We start from the raw sequence: 19,905 nt of genomic DNA, 5'->3' as shown, positions 1-19,905 counted from the left end.
TCATAAAGAGGAGCGGACGTATGAGCGAAAATATATTGGAAGTACATGGATTGACAAAAGAATTTGCAGGAGTAAGAGCGCTTGACAATATTGAATTTTCCGTAGAGAAAGGTGAAATTCATGCCCTGATGGGAGAAAATGGAGCCGGAAAATCAACGCTCATTAAAATATTAACAGGTCTTTATAAAGCAGATGCCGGCCAGATTATTTTTGACCATGAGGAGAGAAAATTTACGACGGTACAGAGCGCGCAGAAAGCGGGAGTCAGCACCATTTACCAGGAGCTGAACATGATTCCTTATCTGACAGTCAGCGAAAACATTTTCCTGGGACATTATCCTTATAATCAATCAGGAATTGACTGGAAAAAGATGCATGAGGATGCGCAGGCTCTGATTGATGAAGTGGGAATCGATATTGATGTAAAGAAAACCTTAAATAATTACAGTACCGCAAAGCAGCAGATTATTTCCATCATTCGTGCGGTAAACTTCAACTGTAAGCTTCTGATTATGGATGAGCCCACATCTTCCCTGGATACTAACGAGGTAGAAATCCTTTTTGGAATCATGGACAAGATGAAAGCAAAAGGGGTATCCATGATTTTTATTTCCCACAGGCTGGATGAGGTCTATAAGAAATGTGACAGAATCACCGTACTGAAGGACGGCCATTATATGGGCACCTGGAAGACGGAGGAGCTGTCAGAATATGAGTTATTGAAAACTATGCTCGGAAAGAAAGAGGTTAAGCTGGAAAGAACCCTTCCGATCCGTGACTTCAGTGATAAAGAGGACGTCCTGGAGGTTAAAAACCTGATCCGGGTGCCCTATGTAAACGATGTAAGCTTTCATATTAAAAAGGGAGAGATTCTGGGCCTGGCAGGTCTTCTGGGCGCAGGACGTACGGAGACAGCCCGCATTATCTTTGGCTGTGACCATCCAGATTCCGGAGAAATCTATGTGGAAGGCAAGCAGGTAAAGATTAAATCCCCGGAGGACGCTATCAAAGCGGGCCTGGCCTTCTGTACAGAGAATCGCCGTGAGGAGGGTATTTTCCCGGATGTAACCGTACAGAACAATTTGACCATTTGTTCCCTGGATAATCTGACAAAGGGTGGTTTCATCAATTCCAAAAAGAGAAAACAGCTTTCAGACGATTACATTCAGAAGCTTCTGATCAAAACACCCAGTGGGGAGCAGCTGATCAAGAATCTGTCCGGTGGAAATCAGCAGAAGGTTATCTTGTCCCGGTGGATGGCAATTCATCCGAAGCTGATTATCCTGGATGAGCCGACTCGAGGCATTGACGTAGGAGCGAAGGCAGAGATTGAGAAGCTGATTCATGATTTCTCAGCCAACGGTATCAGCGTGTTGTTTATCTCCTCTGAGATGGCAGAGCTTGTCCGCAACTGCGACCGGATTCTGGTACTCCGTGATGGCAAGGCTATGGGTGAATTGTCCGGAGGAGACATTTCGGAAAAGAGTATTATGGAAACCATTGCTACAGGAAAGGAGAAATAAGAGATGACAAAAGAGAAGGGCATCAAGTTCGATTTGGTATTCTTTAAAAAGAATATTGCTCTGATTTTATTCCTGGTGCTGCTGGTTTTTAATATCGTGGCTACGAATAATTTCCTGAGCTGGATTACGTTCAACAACTTTTTTAAACAGGTATCGAGAGTATGTCTCGTGTCTCTGGGTATGTCGCTGGTTATCGCTACCGGTGGTATCGATATTTCCGTAGGCTCTGCCATGGCGCTGGGTTCCGTGCTGGCGGCGTTGGGAATTGTACACCAGTCTCCGGCCTTGATTATTTTTTCGATTTTACTGGTTGTCGCTTTTGGCTGTCTGGCGGGCGTGGCGGTTTCGAAGCTTGCGATTCTGCCCATGGTGGCTACCCTGGCTTTGCGCTATATCATGCGCGGTATGGCAAAGGGAATCAGCGGCGCGGCGAATGTTACCTATACGGCCCCGAACCTGACAAAGCTTTTTACGCAGCCGATATTTGGACATATTCCGGTTCATTTCTTTATCGTAATCATTGCAGTGGCAGTTGTATACATCCTGGTTAATAAAATGAAGCTGGGAGCCAGAATCGAGGCTTACGGCAACAATCCGGTGGCTGCGAGAAACTGTGGTATCAATACAGTGAAAATCGTTATTTTCTGCTACGCCATCACAGGCGCACTGGCCTGGGCGGCAGGTATGCTGGAGGCGGTAGTCGTATCCAGCGCCCATCCGTCTACCATCGGAACGGATATGGAGATCGACGCTATTGCGGCAACGCTGATTGGCGGAACTCCCATTGACGGAGGCTATCCGAACATCATCGGAACCGTATGCGGTACGTTTGTGCTTCAGCTGATTACTATGATGTGCAATATGAACAACGTATCTTATCCGGTAACTCTGATGTTGAAGGCCTGCATTGTTCTGGCGGCTCTGTATTTCCACGGAATAGGAAAGCGCTCAAAATAAGGAGGGAGACAAACATGAACAAGGCAAAATCATTTTTCAGCAATAATATCGCGTTGGTGGGTCTTCTGATTGTACTTCTGGTGGGTGTCTGTGTACAGAGAACCTTCGTCTCACCGGAAAACCTGACAAACCTGCTCCGTTCTGCCAGCCTGATGGGCTTTATCGGAATCGGAATGACCTTTGTGGTACTCTGTGGTTCCATCGATTTGAGTGTGGCTTCGGTATTTGCCCTCTCCGGCTATCTGATGCTGAACCTGTCCCAGTACAATATTGTTCTGGCCTTCGTGGTTCCGCTTCTGGCAGGCGCAGTGGTAGGTCTAGTGAACGGACTTCTGGTTGAGAAGCTTTCGATTCCGGCCTTTATCGCCACCCTGGCGACACAGATGTTTGTCCGCGGACTGGTGCAGATGTTCTGCGATCAGACGACCTACAAGGTAGCAAGTATTCCATTCCCGGTATTGGCTCTTGGCCGGCTGACCTTTAGTAATATAGTTCCGTTGCCGTTGATTCTTTTTATCATCGCTACCCTGATTGCGGCTTATGTATTAAACCGTCGGTTTATCGGACGCTCTATGTACATCGTAGGCGGTAATCTGGAAGCGGCCAATATGATGGGCGTCAGCGTACCGAAGACCATGATTACTGCCCATGTTATCTGTAGCGTGCTGACCTGTATCGGCGGTATGATTTATACCTCCCGTGTAGGCGTAGCCTCTCCGCTGGCCGGAACCGGCTATGAGATGTACGCTATCGCAGCAGTTGTACTGGGCGGCGCGAAGCTGACCGGAGGCGTGGGTAAGGTGTCCGGAACCTTTATCGGAACCCTGATTATGTCCTCCTTCTCCAATATCTTCAGTATGCAGAATGTACTGAGCGCAGTGTGGTCTGACGTAGTAGTCGGTTCTGTACTCCTCATCGTTATTATGGCGCAGGCAATGGTAAGTATTTACAGTAAAGGGAAGAAGAAGGTATAGCCTATGGGACGTCTGGAAGGAAAGGCTGCCCTGATTACAGGAAGCAGCAGCGGCATCGGGTATGAGACAGCAAAGCTGTTCGCGGCAGAAGGCGCTTTGGTTATGGTTATGGGACGAAATGCAGAGCGCTGTGAAGCGGTGGTAAAGGAGATCCGTGAAAAGGGAGGAAAGGCAGAGTATACACTTTGTGACCTCTATGCGGAGGATGCGCCGGAGGTGCTTCTGAAACGGATGAAGGAAGTTTTCGGCGGGATCGATATTCTGGTTAATAACGCAGCCTGGTGGAAGGGACAGCCATTCCTGGAGACGAACCGGGCGGATTTCCGCAAGGGCTTCAGCGATTATATCGAGTCCGTATATTTTTTAAGCCAGGCTGTGTCACAAGATATGATTGATGAAAAAAAGAAGGGCAAGATCATACATATTGCATCTACGGCAGCTTATTACGGAGAGCGAGGCATGAGCGTGTACTGCGCGGCTAAGGCGGCAGTTGTAAATCTGACCCGTGCTATGGCTCTGGAGCTGGGACCCCATGAAATCTATGTCAATGCGGTAGCGCCTGGTACGACCGTGACCAATAACGAGAAACGACCGGCCCATGTGTTGGAGAGCTTCCGCCTGATGGGCGCGCTTCCTGAATTAAACACAGCAGAAAAAATCGCTCCGGCGGTATTATTTCTGGCAAGCGGGGAGAGTGACGGCATTACCGGTGAAACCCTGGCGGTAGACGGCGGCTGCGTGCAGATCCGTATGCCGGAGAAGCTGTATGAGTCACCGATTCTGTTATAAGGAGCTGTGTTATGGACGAAACAAAGCAGGTAAAGCTTCTGGAAACCATGATGGAATTTGATCGTGGAGATCCCATGCGGATCCAGCATTTTTTGAAGGTGTGGGGCTTCGCGCGGCAGATAGGAAAGATGGAAGAACTGGATGAACGGACTCAGGAGATTCTGGAGACGGCGGCTATCGTTCATGACATCGGTATTAAAGTTTGCCTGGAAAAATATGGGAACTGCACAGGAAAGCATCAGGAGGAAGAGGGGCCGGCACTGGCGGAGAAAATGCTGACGGAGCTTGGCTACGACGCAGAATTGATTTCCCGTGTAAGCTTCCTGGTAGGTCATCATCATACTTATACGAATGTGAAAGGAATCGATTATCAGATTCTTCTGGAGGCGGATTTCCTGGTAAATTCCTATGAGGGACAGAAGAAAAGTGAGACGATAGAGGCCTTCTGCAGAAACGTGTTCCGGACGCCCTCGGGCATCCGCCTCTTAAGCCTGCAGAGTGGTCTGAAGCTGGGAGAATAATTATGGACAGAAAAGAACGTTTGAAACAGGTCATGATAGACGAAGCGGAGACGATTCGTAAAGTAGCAGAACGAGTAGATTACAATGTGATGTCCCAGATTACCGAATTGCTGTGCCAGGTAAAGAAGAACAGTAAGAAGGTTATTTTGGCCGGATGCGGAACGGCAGGACAGGCGGCGAAGCGGATTGCCCACACGCTTTCAGTTGTGGAGATTCCCGCATTCTTCCTGTCTCCGGCAGACTCCATCCACGGAGGTCTGGGGGCGATGCAGCAGGGCGATATTCTGATTCTGCTGAGTAAAAGCGGCAATACCCAGGAGATTCTGAATTACATTCCGGCGGCACAGAAAAAGGGCCTGACGGTCATTGGTGTGACAGAGAATGAAAACTCCAAGCTGGGTCAGGCGGTGGATATCGTACTGAAAATTAAAATTGACCGGGAGCCGGATAAATGGGGAATCATCTCCTCTGCCAGCACCCTGGCTTCTATTTCCGCTTTTGATGCCATCGCCTTTACGGCCATGGAGGAAACAGGGTATACAAAGGAAGAGTTTTATCTGATTCATACCGGTGGCGGAGTGGGAGACATCCTGCGAAAAGAACTGTAATAACCGAAAATCCCGGAAAAGAGCGTTGCCCATTCTGCTTTGGATGTGTGGCGCCCTTTTTCTTTACTCTTCTTCTGTATGCACCCTTGGCAGCGTAAAGATAAACTCTGTCCCTACGCCTTCCGTGGAAATGGCGTTGATATGCTCCCCATGGGATGCGATAATCTCTTTCACGATAGACAGTCCCAGGCCGGTGCCCTTTTTGTCTTTGCCCCGGGAGGAATCAGTCTTGTAGAAGCGCTCCCAGATTTTCTTCATGCTGTTCCTGGGAATGCCGACGCCCTGATCCTTTACCGAGATAAATACCTTTTCGTGCCGCAGGGTTGTCTCGATGGTGATGACAGAATTGTCCGGACTGAACTTGATGGCGTTATCCAGAAGGTTGTACATAACCTGCTGAATTTTGCCCATATCTGCGGACACAAACTGCTGTCTGGCGTCGAAGAGCAGTTCCATGGAAATGTGGCGGGCCGTACAGCGGCCCTCAAAGGAGGCTACCGTATCCTTAATGACGGCGTTGATATCGAAATCGGTGATATCCAGCCGGTTTTTCTTAGTGTCAAAGGAATTTAATGTCAGAAGACCGCTGGTCAGCTTGTTCAGGCGCTCCGTTTCCATCAGAACGATACGAAGATATTTTTCCTGCATTTCCGGCGGAATGGTACCGTCCAGAATCGCTTCCACGTAGCCCTTGATGGAGGTCAGGGGAGAGCGGAAATCGTGGGAAATATTTGCCACAAATTTCTTCTGGTATTCGTCGGTCTCACCCAGCTCATGGGCCATATAGTTCAGGGTGGCGGCAAGCTGGCCAATCTCATCCTCCCCGGTAATCTCCAGGGCGTAGGAGAAATTACCCTCTGCGTACTGCCGGGCAGCCGATGTGATTTTCAGCAGAGGACGGTACACGGCGAAGGTAAAGACGCCCAGCACCAACAGGGAAAAGGCGAAAATAAAGAGCAGGGTCATGTAGGTGATATTTAACAGGGCATCCCGCTCCCCGGTCAATACTGACATGGGCAGATGAATCAGCACATAGCCCCGGGGCTTGAAATTGTAGGTGACAGGCGCGGCCACCGAGAGCGTGTTCTCCCGGAACATGCCATAGAAGTCGCCGATCATATAATAATTGCTGCCCATATCCGTCGGATCAAAATCCTCGATGATCGTGGCAGACTCGCTGGAATAGCCGCCGGCGGAATTGACCAGCACCGTGCCGTCCGTGTTCAACAGCCAGATATCAGCGCCCAGATAGGTGCTAAGCGCCTGAAAATGGGAGTGAATCGTATTTAGGGAGCGGGAATCCGCCGCGTCCGAATAATAATTCCGCACGAAATTCGAGGAAATATAATTGGCCTCCCGATACAGATCCTCCGCCTCCTGTCCGGTCAGATAATTCAGCGTCATCTGGGAGCTGAATACTGCGATGGTAAAGAAGCTTAAGAAGCCGAAGATCATATAGGCCAGTATGAATTTCAGGTAAAGAGAGTGCTTCATCATCCGTTATCCTTTGACGTCAAATTTGTAGCCGATGCCCCAGACCGTGGTCAGACTCCAGCTGGGATGATCTCCGATCTTCTCCCGGAGACGCTTGATGTGGACGTCCACGGTACGGGTGTCGCCGATATACTCGTAGCCCCAGATGTGGTCGAGAAGCTGCTCTCTGGTAAACACCTGATTGGGAGAGGAAGCCAGAAAATACAGAAGCTCCAGCTCCTTGGGCGGCATATCCACGGGCCTGCCCTGATAGAGCACGGAATAATTGGTCTGGTTGATGACCAGATCCGGGTATTCCACGATCTTGGCGGCAGGCGCGGAGGTTTCCACAGGCTTCACAGGCTGATACCGTCGGAGCACGGCCTTAACCCGGGCTACCAGCTCTTTGGAATCAAAGGGCTTGATGATGTAGTCGTCTGCGCCCAGCTCAAGGCCGAGAACTTTGTCAAAGACTTCGCCCTTGGCAGACAGCATGATGATCGGCGTGTTGGACTTGGCGCGGATCTCTCTGCAGACCTGATAGCCGTCGATGCCAGGCAGCATCAGATCCAGCAGAATCAGCTGGGGCTTGAAGGTATCGAAAACCTTCAGGGCCTCCTCGCCGTCATTTACAATCATGGTCTCATAGCATTCTTTGGTCAGATACAGAGAAATCAGCTCTGCAATATTGTTATCGTCGTCGACGATGAGAATTTTCTGTTTTGCTACCATTCTTCTACTCCTGTTTAAAGGTTGCAATCGTAACGCCTGCGTCGCCCTCGCCGAACTCGCCCAGGCGGTAGGATTTCACGTATTTGTTGCGCTTTAAGAGTCCCTGTACGGCCTTCCGGAGCGCTCCGGTGCCTTTTCCGTGTACGATGCGAACGGAAGGAAGATGAGCCAGATAAGCGTCGTCCAGATATTTATCCAGATGGGCCAGAGCCTCGTCTACAGTCATGCCGATAAGGTTGATCTCGGTGCTGACGCTGGCAGACTTGCTCATCTTAATCTTGCCTGCGCTGGTGCGCTGGAACTGCTTGGCGGTGATGACAGCCTCCTCCACCAGCTCCAGATCGGTGAGCTTCACCTGCGAACGCAGGATACCCATCTGCACATAGAGATTGCCCCGGGCGTCGGGCAGGGTGCTGACGGTGCCCTGCAGGTTCAGGCTCAGTACCTTTACGGTATCGCCCAGGTGCAGGTCGGAAGCTTTCAGCACCTTCTTCGGCTTCTTTGCCACATCTTTGGCCATGGCCTTCTCGGTCTTCTTCATGCGCTCCCGTAGCTTGGCGCGTTCTGCCTCCATCTCGCTTGCGGAAATGTTAGCCTTGCCAAACTTATGGAAATTCTTCATGGTCTCATCGGCATAATCCTTGGCCTCCTGCAAAACCTGTCGTGCCTGCTCGTTAGCCTCCCGTAAGATGCGGTCGCGCTGGGCTTCCAGCTTCTCCTGCTTTTTCTCCAAGGCTTCCCGGAGAGAGCGGATCTCTTCTTTATGCTCCTGAATCTCCGCCTGCTCCAGCTCGATGGTGCGGCGGCTGCTCTCCAGATCAGATAAGAGATCCTCAAAGCTCTCATTTTGCTCGCTTAAGTGGCCTTTCGCGTCCTCGATGAGGAAGTCGGGCAGCCCCAGCTTCCTAGAGATGGCAAAGGCATTGCTCTTGCCGGGAATACCGATGAGAAGCCGATAGGTGGGGCTTAAGGTCTCCACGTCGAATTCGCAGCAGGCATTTTCCACGCCGTCAGCAGAGAGGGCAAAGACCTTCAGCTCGCTGTAATGGGTGGTGGCCATGGTGCGGATGCCCATTTTATGCAAATGGGACAGAATCGCGATAGCCAGGGCCGCACCCTCGGTGGGGTCGGTTCCGGCGCAGAGCTCGTCGAAAAGCACCAATGAATTTAAAGAAGCCTCGTTCAGAATCCGGATGATATTGGTCATATGGGACGAGAAAGTACTTAAGGACTGCTCAATGCTCTGCTCGTCGCCGATATCTGCGTACACGTTGTCGAAGACGGCCAGTTCAGAATTCTGGGCGGCGGGAATATGGAGTCCGGCCTGTCCCATCAGGGTCAGAAGGCCGGTGGTTTTCAGGGATACCGTTTTACCGCCGGTATTGGGACCGGTAACGATGAGCAGATCAAAGTCCTGTCCCAGACGGATGGTGACAGGGACCACCTTCTTCGGATCCAGCAGCGGGTGACGGCCTTCCTTAATATAGATCTGCCGTTTTTCGTTGAAGCGGGGGCGGGTGGCCTTCATATTTTTAGCCAGCTTGGCTTTGGCGAAAATGAAGTCGAGGGTGGTCAGGATATCGTAGTCCTGGTCCAACTCCTCAGTACAGAACGCGGTCTGGTTGCTTAAGGCTTCCAGTACATGCTCGATTTCCTCCTGCTCCTTCAGGTATAATTCCTTCAAATCATTATTCAGTTTAACGACGGCCATGGGCTCCACGAACAGGGTGGAACCGGTGGAGGACTGGTCGTGAATCATGCCGGGCACCTGGCTGCGGTATTCGGCCTTGACCGGGATACAGTAGCGGCCATTTCGCTGGGTAATGACAGCATCCTGCAGATAAGTCCGCGCGGAGCCATTGACCATGCCGGACAAGGTCGAATGAATCTTGTCGTTGGCCGCCAGAATGGAGCGGCGTACATGGTGCAGGGCAGGGCTGGCGTCGTCGCTTATCTCATCCTCCGAGAGAATACAGCGGCGGATTTCGCCGGAGAGCTGGGTACAGGGCTCCAGCGCGTCAAAAAGTGGATCGAGGGAATCCGGATCTTCCTCCCGTCCCTCATTCTGCCGGGCATACTGCTTCGCCCGGGCCGCTGTCTCCAGAAGAGAGCAGATATCCAGAAGCTCCGGGATATTTAAGGTGCTTCCGATTTCCAGACGCTTCAGGGAAGCGCGTACGTCCCTAGTGCCGGAGAAGCCCACGCCGCCTCTTCGGTATAGTCTTGTGAGCGCGTCCTCAGTCTCCTGTTGTGCGGCCGTAATCGCCGCCAGATCCTGCATGGGGGTAAGTTCCATACAGCGTTTGCGTCCGCCTGCGCTTCCCGCCTCGGAAGCCAGACGCTCAATGATTTTATAAAATTCCAGTGTGTGATAAGCTTTTCTATTCATAATACCCAAAGTATACCGCACTTTGGATAGAATGAAAAGAGGGTTTTTATATGTGGACACTCCTGTAAAAATGTATTAAAATATGGATATCAAGGGTTACAAGGAGGAAGGCCGTTCATGCTTGCATGATAAGGACTTTCTCTTTGGAAGCCGCCGCACATGAGGAAGTAGCGATTTGCGGAGCAAATCTGCGGATTCCGAATGGGCGTAGAATTGCGGGAGCCGTAAGGCGGAGCAATTCGTGATATCCAAGTTTGGGACTCGGTCCCAAACTCTCCTTATTGGCTTCGGAGGGTTTCTATGGCAGAAGAAAGAAAATCAAACGATGAAGAATTTTCCTTTGTAAAAGAAAAGATAAAAAAACAGCCCTTTTACCAGACCAGACGGTTCCGCCAGCTCTGCTACTGGCTGTTGGTGGCGGCTCTGTGCGGCGCGGTGGCCTGCTTCGTGTTCGTGAAGCTTCAGCCGTTTATGGAGCGCGCCCTTGGTAAGGAGGAGAAGACGGAGATCACGATTCCACGGGACGACGAGCCGGACGAGGTGACCCAGGAGCCGACCGGAGAGACAGTTGTGATTACGGAGCCCCAGGAGCTGGAATTGGCGGATTATCAGAAATTGTATACAAAGCTGAAGGCCGTAGCCGGCGAGGTAAATAAGAGCTTAGTGACCGTGACGGCAGCCAGCAGCGACACCGACTGGTTCAACGAGACCTATGAGAGTCGTCGGGAGATCAGCGGTCTTCTGGTGGGCAATAACGGCGTGGAGCTTCTGATTCTGACGCCTTACGAGCCGGTGAAGGACGCAAGCAAGCTTCAGGTCACTTTTGTGGATGGAAAAAGTCAGGATGCGGTCCTGAAGAATTATGACCGGGTAACCGATATGGCTATTGTGAGCGTGAATCTGGCAGCGGTGGACGAGGGCACCATGGAAGTGGTAAAAATCGCGGATCTGGGCAGCTCCAAGAGTGTGAAGGCGGGCGACAGCGTCATTGCCGTGGGCAGTCCCGCAGGCTTTGCCGGTTCCCTGAAATTCGGCAATCTGGTGGCGCCGGGCCATAAGACCAGCGTTATCGACGGCGAATACCGGCTTCTGATTACCGATATGGAGCGTTCCGACGGCGGTACCGGCGTGCTGGTGAATCTGGACGGACAGGTCATCGGCCTTATTGAGGACACCTATCTCCATGCATCCAATGAACGAGCCCTGACGGCCTATGCCATTTCCGATATGAAGGCAGTCATTGAGCATCTGTCTAACAGCCAGGATCTGGTGTACATGGGCATCAAGGGCAGCCAGGTAACGGCGGAGATCGCGGAGAGCCAGGGCATTCCCACGGGCGTCTACGTGTCCGATGTGGAGCCGGATTCCCCGGCCCTGAACGGCGGTCTGCAGGCGGGCGATGTGATCATCGAGATCAGTGGGAAGGCTGTTGCGAGCGTGACGGAGATTCAGGAAATGCTGCTGAAATTCTCCAAGGATCAGGTGATCCAGGTGAAGGTCATGCGCCAGGGCAAAGAAGAATATAAAGAAATTGCGTGCAGTGTGAAGCTGGATGTGTTAAAATAGTGCGTTGAATGAATGTACGGAACAGCTACGGACAGTTACGAATTTATGAGGAGAGTATGAAAGATGAAATATATTGAGACTATCCGGGAAGGCGAGCGCATTTCCGGTATCTATCTGTGCAAGCAGCGTCAGTCTGCGGTTACAAAAAATGGAAAAACATACGAAAACCTGATTCTGCAGGATAAGACAGGCACGGTGGACGCCAAGATCTGGGATCCCAATTCTCAGGGGATCGATGATTTTGAAGCGATGGACTATATTGATATTATGGCGGATGCCACCAGCTTTCAGGGCGCGCTGCAGCTGAACGTAAAGCGCGTCAGAAAGGCCCGGGAGGGCGAGTACAATCCGGCGGATTACCTGCCGGTCAGCGAGCGGGATATAGAAGAAATGTATCAGGAACTGATGGGCTACGCCAATCAGGTGCAGGAACCCCATCTGCGGGCGCTCTTAAAGAGCCTGTTCGTGGATGATGCGGAATTTATCAAGGGCTTCAAGTTCCATTCCGCGGCCAAGACCGTGCATCATAGCTTCGTGGGCGGCCTGTTGGAGCATACGTTAAATGTAACGAAGCTCTGCGAGTATTATGTACAGAATTATACCTATCTGAACCGGGATTTATTGTATACAGCAGCCATGTGCCACGATATCGGCAAGGTCTATGAGCTTTCCGAGTTTCCGGAAAATGATTACACAGATGAGGGACAGCTGCTGGGCCATATCGCCATGGGCAGCGAGATGGTAGCCGAGCGGGCGCATCAGATTCCGGGCTTCCCAAAGAAGCTGGAAAATGAATTGAAGCACTGCATCCTGGCCCATCACGGCGAGCTGGAGTACGGCTCCCCGAAGAAACCGGCTCTGGCCGAGGCTATGGCGCTGAATCTGGCGGACAATACAGACGCGAAGATGGAGACCATGAAGGAGATCTTCAAGGCAGCAGGTACCAATATGGGCTGGCTTGGTTACAACCGGTTCTTCGAGTCTAATCTGCGTAAGACGGAGGTTTAAGTTGAAAAAGAACGATTTGGTGGAAGTGACAATCGAATCGATGGGAAGCGCAGGAGAGGGGATAGGCAAAATGGATGGCTATCCCCTTTTTGTAAAAGATACCTTTCCCGGAGATAAGGCGCGGGTCAGTCTGACGAAAGTAAAAAAGACCTATGCTTTTGCGAGGCTTGTAGAGCTTCTGGAGCCGTCTCCCGATCGGGAGGAGCCCCGGTGCGCCCAGCACCGACGCTGCGGCGGCTGTCAGATTCAGGGGCTTTCTTATGAAAAACAGCTCTTATATAAAGAAGAAAAGGTGCGCGAGGATCTAAAGCGCCTGGGTGGTTTCATCGATCCCCCGGTGGGTCCGGTCCTGGGCATGGACGAGCCCTACCGCTACCGCAATAAGGCCCAGTTTCCATTCGGAAAGGACAAGGAGGGCCGTATCGTGACCGGCTTCTACGCGGGCCGCACCCACAGCATCGTGCCGGAGACGGACTGTGCTCTGGGAATCCGGGAGAATCAGACTATATTGAAAATGATTCTCGATTTTCTGAATGAGCATCACATCGAGCCGTACGATGAGAATACCGGAAAGGGACTTTTGCGCCATGTGCTGATCCGGAAAGGCTTCGCCACCGGCGAAATTATGGTAAGCCTGGTTATCAATGGCCGAAAATTTCCGCAAATCGAGAAGCTGGCGGACCGCCTCTTTATGATTCCGGGCATGACCAGTCTGACCCTGAATGTAAATCAGAAGAACACCAACGTGATTTTGGGCGATGAGATCATTCCGGTACGCGGTCAGACCTATATCACGGACAAAATCGGCGATATCAGTTATCGGATTTCGCCCCTGTCCTTTTACCAGGTAAATCCGGTGCAGACCGAGAAGCTGTACCGTACCGCTCTGGAATATGCAGGCCTATCCGGTCAGGAGACGGTCTGGGAGCTCTACTGCGGCATCGGAACCATTTCCCTGTTTCTGGCCCGGAGCGCGAAAAAGGTCTACGGCGTGGAAATCGTGCCCCAGGCCGTGGAGGACGCGAAGCACAACGCCGAGCTAAACGGTATCTCCAATGTGGAATTTTATCTGGGCAAGGCAGAAGAGGTTCTGCCTGAGAAATATGAAAAAGAAGGCATTCACGCGGACGTTATTGTCATCGATCCGCCCCGGAAGGGCTGTGACAGCGCCTGTCTTGAGACCATGCTTGCCATGGCCCCGGAGCGCATTGTCTATGTGAGCTGCGACCCGGCCACCTTCGCCCGGGATCTGAAGCTCCTCTGCGCGGACGGAAGCTATGAGCTTACGAAGGTGCAGCCGGTGGATATGTTCCCGCAGACGGCGGGAGTGGAGAATGTAGGGCTTCTGGTCCGCAGGAAATAAAAAGGACGGGATAGGACACTTCATAAGGGGTGCGCTATCCCGTTCACTGTTTTAGCGATCTTCCATCCGCGTCCCGCACTTGGGGCAGTACGCGAAATCTTCCTCTGTCTCATACCCACAGGCCGGGCAGACGTGACGGCATGGTGGATTCTGCCAGCCGCGATAGCCGTTGGTTCCGCGCTGGATCAGAGTCATGTCCTCCGGGCGGATATCTACGGGTTCCCCACGCTGAATCCGTTTTCCGATCTCCGGATCCAGCACATACAGACTCTGGCAGCAGGTGGTCTGTACGTAGTACTTTTTACTCCATTTAAAAATCGGAATGAAAAACAGGCTCAGACACATATAGGTTATGTAAACCTGATACCGCCCATAGCTTCCGCAGGCCCCGCAGATATAGGGTCCGAAGCTTCCCAGATCCTTCTGTTCCTGGTTGATTCCACAGATAAAAAACATGGTTTATTTTGTCCTTCCATAGTAGTTTTGAAAAATAATCATCCAATTCCGCCCAGCACGATTCCCAGGATCAGCACCAGAAAACAAATCGGTACATAGAGATATTTGCAGATCGGATAAAACCATTTGGCAAAGGGGTGCTTTCGACCCTTGTTGACTTCATTTTCCACATACTGCTTTCCGAACACCCAGAACAGCATGATTCCGGCCAGGCCTGCGCCCAGGGGGCAGATGTAGATGGACAGCAGGTCCATCCAGTTGGAGACGATACCCTGGATGAGCAGGGATACCACGGCGCCGATGCCGGCGATGATGCAGCAGGACGGAATTCGGGAAAATCCGGTCTTTTCCTGCACTGTGGCAATGGGGGCTTCGTAGAGATTCATCAGCGAGGTCATGCCGGCCAGAAATACCGCGGTGAAGAAAATAATCGCGATGAGCCAGCCGCCCGGCATGGAATGGATAAGATGGGGCAGGAAAATGAATAAAAGCCCCGGACCGCCCTGGTTGAGCTGTGCGCCGGTGGTTGCCATAGCCGGGATAATGACCAGTGCAGCCAGCATGGCAGCCATGGTATCAAAAAAAGCTACCCGGCCGGCAGAAGCAGGAATATCCTCTTCATCCGAAAAATACGATCCATAGATCAGCGTACCGTTTCCGGCCACGGACAGGGAGAAAAATGCCTGCCCCAGGGCGAAAATCCAAGTGGTCGGGCTGGCCAGTGCCTTTGGGTCTACGCGGAAAATATACTGATAACCTGCCGCGGAACCCGGCTGAAAGGACACATAAACGCCCAGTATGATGAACAGCACGAAAAAGATCGGCATCATAACCTTGTTGGCCTTTTCGATACCGCTTCCCACACCGAACATCAGGATGATCATGCAGATCAGGAGCGCCAGAATCTGCCAGAAGTTATTGCCCCAGGCAGAGGCCATGCTGCCAAAGTTAGCGGCAAAACCGTCGATATCGCCGGCAGCCAGGGTCGCCCCGGTAAATGTACCAACCATGTATTTTAAAATCCAGCCCATGACAACGGTATAGCCGATGGCCATAGCGAATGCGCCCAGAACCGGAATCCAGCCAAGGGTCTCGCCGATTTTCCGCCTTCCTTTTGTCTCACAGGCCATGCCGAAGGCATCGATGGGCCCGGAGCGGGTACCCCGTCCCAGACACATTTCCCCGATGACGCCGGTGGAACCGATTAAAATGACGAAAATAAAATAGGGGATCAGAAAAGAACCGCCCCCATATAAGGATACTCTGGTCGGAAACATCCAGATATTGCCCATTCCCACTGCAGAGCCGATGCAGGCCAGAATAAAGCCCCACTGGCTGTTAAAGGATTCCCGTTTTTTCATGAACACTTCTCCCATTCATAAATGATAAAACCAGTATAACATGAATTGGAAAAACAGGGAAGCTTCTTTCCGGGTGGACTTGCAGGACATTTCCCGTCATGCTACAATAGAAATACGATTTTTTATAGAAGGAGAACGCAATGGCAATCGCAAAAGAACTTGTGCTTTATTATACACCGGAGAAATCCGACGCGGATCGGCTCTTAAAGGGCGTACTGGTGCGCATGGGCATCCGGATTCGCAACATCACGCCGGAACAGACAGCCGAAAAGGTGGGGGCGCTGGCCGGGCTGCCCGGATATGAGGAGCAGGAGAAAGCCACGGATGCGCCGGTGATTCCGGAAAAGCTTCTGGTGCTGCATGGCTTTGGACAGCGTCGGCTGCAGGAGCTGCTTGGAGGTCTTAGAAAGGCCAAGGTGCCGCCGATTCCCATGAAGGCTATGGTGACAGAACACAATGCGGACTGGCCCCTGTATGAGCTTTATCAGGAAATCCGGAAAGAGCATGAAATGATGACCGAACAAAAGGAGAGTAAATAAATGGAAAAAGAAGCATTTCAGAAGCGTCTGGAGGATCTGGGCGAGCTGGCAAAAATCAATAACAACCGTCTCAGTACCGACGCAGTAAAGACGTTTTTGAAGGATATGGATCTGACCGAGGAGCAGTATGACCTGGTATTTGCTTATCTGGCGTCCAAAATGATTACCGTGGAGGGCTATGTGCCTGCGGCGGACCAAAAGGAGGGCACGCCGGAGCTTTCTGAGGAGGAACAGACCTTTTTGACTCAGTACGAGGAGGATTTGAGTTACCTGAAGACAGTGGAAGAAGAGGCATTACTGGAGCTCTGCCGGGAAGTGGAGGAGAGCGGAGACAATGACGCAAAGGCGCGTCTCACCGAACAGCTGCTTCCGAGGGTAGTGGAGACTGCAAAGCATTACGCGGGCCGGGGACTTCCCATCGGCGACCTGATTCAGGAAGGCAATATCGGTCTGATGCTGGCACTGGAGACTCTCGGACTCCGGGAAGAGAGCGTATCCGCTCTGGATTATCTGAAAGAAGAGATCGAAAAAGCAGTCAGCGAAGCGCTGGAGGATCAGCAGACGGAGAAATCCGCAGGCGAGCTGATTGCGGATCGTTTAAATGAGCTCAGCGACGGTATCAAAGAGCTGTCCGGCGAGCTGGAGCGTCAGGTCTCTGTGGAAGAACTGTCCGCGTTTATGGATATGCCTGTGGAAGAGATCGAGGATCTGTTGAAGCTGGCAGGAGAGGGAACCGGCGACGGTGAAAGCACAGAAGAGCAGAAATAATCATCCAATATTATGCGACAAAAAATGGGCATCCCTGATGGAATGCCCGTTTTTAGATCCGAAAGATGTCTTTTCTTTTGTATCGAAACAGCTTAAGCTACAACGACAACGTTGGTAGCCTGCGGTCCACGATTACCCTCGGTTACATCGAAAGTAACGGACTGGCCTTCCTCCAGAGTCTTGAAGCCATCAGCAACGATGCCGGTGAAATGTACGAATACATCCTCGCCTGTCTCAGAGTTGGTGATGAAGCCGTATCCCTTTGTTCCGTTGAACCACTTAACAGTACCCTTGTTCATAAAATGAAGCCTCCTAATAAATATAGAAAATATAATGTATGTTCCCATGTTGTCCGAAAACAAAAAATCACATGTTTTTGTAAAGCATCAAAGTGAACGATGACTTACAAAAACATGTGAATCAATCCTCTTCGAAAATACATTTGAACGTAGATATTATATCCTGAAAATGGCGGAAAGTCAAGAATTATTTGGTATAATCACATAAGAAACATGCATTTCCTACTAAAAAACTAAGTATTGAAAAAAAGAGGATTCTATAGTATGCTTATAAAAATACCGCAGTCCGGAAAACGGCTGTGGAGGTATGAAAATGATGATAAATGCAGGGGGTAAAAGCATGCAGAATACAGCAGAACAGAAACTGGAAAATTTGAAGGCTTATCTGCGGGAGCTGGGAAGTGTGGTCGTGGCCTTTTCCGGCGGCGTAGATTCCACCTTCTTATTGAAGGCAGCCCATGAGGTGCTGGGCGACAAGGCCATTGCTGTGACGGCGCAGTCCTGCTCCTTTCCGAAAAGAGAGCTGACAGAGGCCAAGACATTTTGCAAAAAAGAGGGTATCCGCCACATTATCTGCGAATCCGAGGAGCTTGAGATAGACGGATTTTCCAAGAATCCGCCCAATCGCTGCTATCTGTGCAAGCGTGAGCTGTTTGAGAAAATGAAGCAGCTGGCGGCAGACAACGGTATTACATACGTGGCAGAGGGTTCTAATATGGACGACAATGGCGACTACCGCCCGGGACTCCAGGCCATCGCCGAGCTGGATATCAAGAGCCCGCTGCGAAAAGCGGAGCTTACGAAGGCAGAGATTCGCGAGCTTTCCAAAGATATGGATTTACCCACCTGGGATAAGCCGTCCTTCGCCTGTCTGGCGTCCCGTTTCGTGTACGGCGAAAGCATTACCAAAGAAAAGCTTGCCATGGTAGAGAAGGCCGAGCAGCTGCTTCTGGATTACGGTTTCCGTCAGGTGCGCGTCCGTATTCACGACAATCTGGCCCGCATCGAGGTGCTGCCGGAGCAGTTCGACAAGCTGATGGAAGAGAAGGCCCGCGCCGATGTGGTGGCGAAGCTGAAGGAGTACGGATTCCTGTACGTGACCATGGATCTGGCAGGATACCGGATGGGAAGTATGAATGACGCGCTGGAAAAGTGAGTTTACATAAGATTGGGCATGGCAGCGTGAGCCATGCCCTTAAATTTTGCTGTTTTTAAAGCTGGAAGGCCGGAAGTATCTGTGCTAAAATGGGAACATGCAAAAGAGAAAATAGAGATAAGATTTTAAATAAAGGAGAAACAGGAACATGCAGGAAATTAAATGTCCCAACTGCGGCGAGGTCTTCGTGGTGGACGAATCCGGCTATGCTCAGATCGTGCAGCAGGTCCGGGACAAAGAATTCGATAAAGAACTGCGCCGTCGAGAGGAGGAGCTGGCCGGAAAGCAGGAGAGCGAGCTGCGCCTCCTGAAGCTGGAACAGAAGCAGGAATACGACGCTGCTTTAGCGAAGAAAGAGACAGAGATTCAGAAGCTGGACCGTCTCATCGCCGAGCTGCGGGCTCAGATCTCCGGTACGGAGACCGAGAAAAAGCTGGCTGTAGCTGAGGTCGTAAGCGAAAAAGACAGGGAGCTTTCGGAGAAAACCACCGAGATCACCGCTCTGAAAAGCCAGCTTGCCAACAAAGCCACGGAAAATGAGCTGAAGGAGCAGGCTCTTCAGAAGCAGTACGAGGAAAAGCTGAAAATGAAGGACGAGCAGATTGAATACTACAAGGATTTCAAGGCTCGCCAGTCCACGAAAATGATCGGCGAAAGCCTGGAGCAGCACTGTCTGAATCAGTTTAACGCCCTGCGTATGACCGCGTTCCCGAATGCTTATTTTGAAAAGGACAACGACGCCCGCACCGGCAGCAAGGGCGACTTTATCTTCCGGGAAGCCGCGGACGGTGTGGAATTCATTTCTATCATGTTCGAGATGAAAAATGAGATGGATGAGACGGCCACCAAGCACAGGAATGAGGATTTCTTAAAGGAGCTTGACAAGGATCGCCGGGAGAAAAAGTGCGAGTACGCCGTGCTGGTTTCCCTGCTGGAGATTGACAACGAACTCTATAACAACGGTATCGTGGACGTATCCTACCGCTATGAGAAAATGTATGTAATCCGCCCTCAGTTTTTTATTCCCATGATTACGCTGCTTCGAAACGCGGCGCTGAACTCCCTCCAGTACCGCCGGGAACTGGAGCTGGCCCGTCATCAGCAGGTAGACATCCTGCGCTTTGAGGAGAATATGAACACCTTCAAGGAGGGCTTCGCCCGCAATTATCGCATTGCCAGCGATAAGTTCAAGACGGCTATCGACGAGATTGACAAGACGATTACCCATCTGCAGAAGACGAAGGAAGCCCTGCTTTCCTCTGAAAATAACCTGCGCCTGGCCAATAATAAGGCCGAGGATCTGAGTATCAAGCGACTGACGAAAAATGCGCCTACGGTGAAGGCTATGTTCGATGAATTAAAAAAAGAAGAAACAGAATAATTTGAACGGTTGACATAACACAAAAACCGCTCCCCGGGTAAT

19 protein-coding genes are annotated in these 19,905 nt (G+C 51.2%); 13 read left to right on the top strand and 6 right to left on the bottom strand.

From position 1 onward, the window contains the following. Positions 1 to 20: 20 nt before the first annotated feature. The 6 genes from WMO29_RS10420 to WMO29_RS10395 are packed head-to-tail and all read left to right on the top strand — an operon-like array spanning position 21 to position 5,372. Positions 21 to 1,523 carry a sugar ABC transporter ATP-binding protein gene (locus WMO29_RS10420; protein WP_349164725.1) on the top strand — a complete coding sequence of 501 codons (1,503 nt, stop codon included), beginning with the start codon at positions 21 to 23 and terminating at the stop codon, positions 1,521 to 1,523. A gap of 3 nt (positions 1,524 to 1,526) precedes the next feature. After that, entirely contained in the window at positions 1,527 to 2,480 is a 954-nt protein-coding gene (locus WMO29_RS10415; protein WP_178039344.1) for an ABC transporter permease, read from the top strand. A 14-nt stretch (positions 2,481 to 2,494) separates the two neighbouring features. Continuing rightward, positions 2,495 to 3,454: an ABC transporter permease gene (locus tag WMO29_RS10410; RefSeq protein ID WP_349164724.1), complete on the top strand. Its 960-nt coding sequence runs from the start codon at positions 2,495 to 2,497 to the stop codon at positions 3,452 to 3,454. Positions 3,455 to 3,457: 3 nt separating this feature from the next. Beyond that, positions 3,458 to 4,243 (top strand): SDR family oxidoreductase, encoded by a 786-nt coding sequence (locus WMO29_RS10405; protein ID WP_178039342.1) that lies wholly within the window; start codon positions 3,458 to 3,460, stop codon positions 4,241 to 4,243. A gap of 11 nt (positions 4,244 to 4,254) precedes the next feature. Beyond that, positions 4,255 to 4,764, top strand: a complete 510-nt coding sequence (locus WMO29_RS10400) for an HD domain-containing protein (RefSeq protein WP_349164723.1) — start codon at positions 4,255 to 4,257, stop codon at positions 4,762 to 4,764. A gap of 2 nt (positions 4,765 to 4,766) precedes the next feature. Next, complete coding sequence (locus WMO29_RS10395) at positions 4,767 to 5,372, top strand: SIS domain-containing protein (protein WP_349164722.1); 606 nt, start codon at positions 4,767 to 4,769, stop codon at positions 5,370 to 5,372. A 63-nt stretch (positions 5,373 to 5,435) separates the two neighbouring features. On the opposite strand, the gene WMO29_RS10390 is transcribed toward WMO29_RS10395, so the two are convergent. The 3 genes from WMO29_RS10390 to WMO29_RS10380 are packed head-to-tail and all read right to left on the bottom strand — an operon-like array spanning position 5,436 to position 9,966. Beyond that, a complete protein-coding gene (locus tag WMO29_RS10390) occupies positions 5,436 to 6,866 on the bottom strand; it encodes a HAMP domain-containing sensor histidine kinase (RefSeq protein ID WP_349164777.1) in 1,431 nt (476 codons plus the stop codon). 6 nt (positions 6,867 to 6,872) lie between these two features. Continuing rightward, a complete protein-coding gene (locus WMO29_RS10385) occupies positions 6,873 to 7,577 on the bottom strand; it encodes a response regulator (protein WP_349164721.1) in 705 nt (234 codons plus the stop codon). Positions 7,578 to 7,581: 4 nt separating this feature from the next. Next, positions 7,582 to 9,966 (bottom strand): endonuclease MutS2, encoded by a 2,385-nt coding sequence (locus WMO29_RS10380; protein WP_349164720.1) that lies wholly within the window; start codon positions 9,964 to 9,966, stop codon positions 7,582 to 7,584. Between the two features lie 300 nt (positions 9,967 to 10,266). Between WMO29_RS10380 and WMO29_RS10375 the strand changes: the two genes are divergently transcribed. The 3 genes from WMO29_RS10375 to rlmD all read left to right on the top strand — a co-directional run bounded on the left by WMO29_RS10375 (position 10,267) and on the right by rlmD (position 13,903). Continuing rightward, positions 10,267 to 11,532, top strand: coding sequence for a PDZ domain-containing protein (locus tag WMO29_RS10375; RefSeq protein WP_178039337.1), 1,266 nt, complete (start codon positions 10,267 to 10,269; stop codon positions 11,530 to 11,532). 63 nt (positions 11,533 to 11,595) lie between these two features. Beyond that, the gene (locus tag WMO29_RS10370; RefSeq protein WP_178039336.1) at positions 11,596 to 12,540 is read left to right on the top strand and encodes an HD domain-containing protein; all 945 of its coding nucleotides are present in this window, start codon (positions 11,596 to 11,598) and stop codon (positions 12,538 to 12,540) included. 1 nt (position 12,541) lies between these two features. Continuing rightward, entirely contained in the window at positions 12,542 to 13,903 is a 1,362-nt protein-coding gene (rlmD, locus tag WMO29_RS10365) for a 23S rRNA (uracil(1939)-C(5))-methyltransferase RlmD (protein ID WP_349164719.1), read from the top strand. A gap of 51 nt (positions 13,904 to 13,954) precedes the next feature. Here rlmD and WMO29_RS10360 read toward each other — a convergent pair whose 3' ends face one another. Both WMO29_RS10360 and WMO29_RS10355 read right to left on the bottom strand, forming a co-directional pair. After that, on the bottom strand, positions 13,955 to 14,359 hold the full coding sequence (locus tag WMO29_RS10360; RefSeq protein WP_349164718.1) for a zinc ribbon domain-containing protein: 405 nt from the start codon (positions 14,357 to 14,359) through the stop codon (positions 13,955 to 13,957). 38 nt (positions 14,360 to 14,397) lie between these two features. Beyond that, the gene (locus WMO29_RS10355) at positions 14,398 to 15,720 is read right to left on the bottom strand and encodes a sodium-dependent transporter (protein WP_349164717.1); all 1,323 of its coding nucleotides are present in this window, start codon (positions 15,718 to 15,720) and stop codon (positions 14,398 to 14,400) included. A 140-nt stretch (positions 15,721 to 15,860) separates the two neighbouring features. Here WMO29_RS10355 and WMO29_RS10350 point away from each other — a divergent pair, with 140 nt between their 5' ends. Both WMO29_RS10350 and WMO29_RS10345 read left to right on the top strand, forming a co-directional pair. Beyond that, entirely contained in the window at positions 15,861 to 16,259 is a 399-nt protein-coding gene (locus WMO29_RS10350; RefSeq protein ID WP_178039332.1) for a DUF3783 domain-containing protein, read from the top strand. After that, positions 16,260 to 17,027 carry a sigma-70 domain-containing protein gene (locus WMO29_RS10345; RefSeq protein ID WP_349164716.1) on the top strand — a complete coding sequence of 256 codons (768 nt, stop codon included), beginning with the start codon at positions 16,260 to 16,262 and terminating at the stop codon, positions 17,025 to 17,027. Between the two features lie 92 nt (positions 17,028 to 17,119). Here WMO29_RS10345 and WMO29_RS10340 read toward each other — a convergent pair whose 3' ends face one another. Further along, positions 17,120 to 17,326: a cold-shock protein gene (locus WMO29_RS10340; RefSeq protein ID WP_178039330.1), complete on the bottom strand. Its 207-nt coding sequence runs from the start codon at positions 17,324 to 17,326 to the stop codon at positions 17,120 to 17,122. 340 nt (positions 17,327 to 17,666) lie between these two features. On the opposite strand from WMO29_RS10340, the gene larE reads away from it, so the two are divergent. Beyond that, positions 17,667 to 18,482: an ATP-dependent sacrificial sulfur transferase LarE gene (larE, locus tag WMO29_RS10335; protein WP_349164715.1), complete on the top strand. Its 816-nt coding sequence runs from the start codon at positions 17,667 to 17,669 to the stop codon at positions 18,480 to 18,482. Positions 18,483 to 18,630: 148 nt separating this feature from the next. Then, positions 18,631 to 19,863 carry a DUF2130 domain-containing protein gene (locus WMO29_RS10330; RefSeq protein WP_349164714.1) on the top strand — a complete coding sequence of 411 codons (1,233 nt, stop codon included), beginning with the start codon at positions 18,631 to 18,633 and terminating at the stop codon, positions 19,861 to 19,863. The last annotated feature ends 42 nt before the right edge of the window (positions 19,864 to 19,905 follow it).

The organism is Laedolimicola intestinihominis (assembly GCF_040096155.1).
Lineage (GTDB): Bacteria > Bacillota > Clostridia > Lachnospirales > Lachnospiraceae > Laedolimicola > Laedolimicola intestinihominis.
This window is presented reverse-complemented; position numbering and strand designations above follow the sequence as displayed.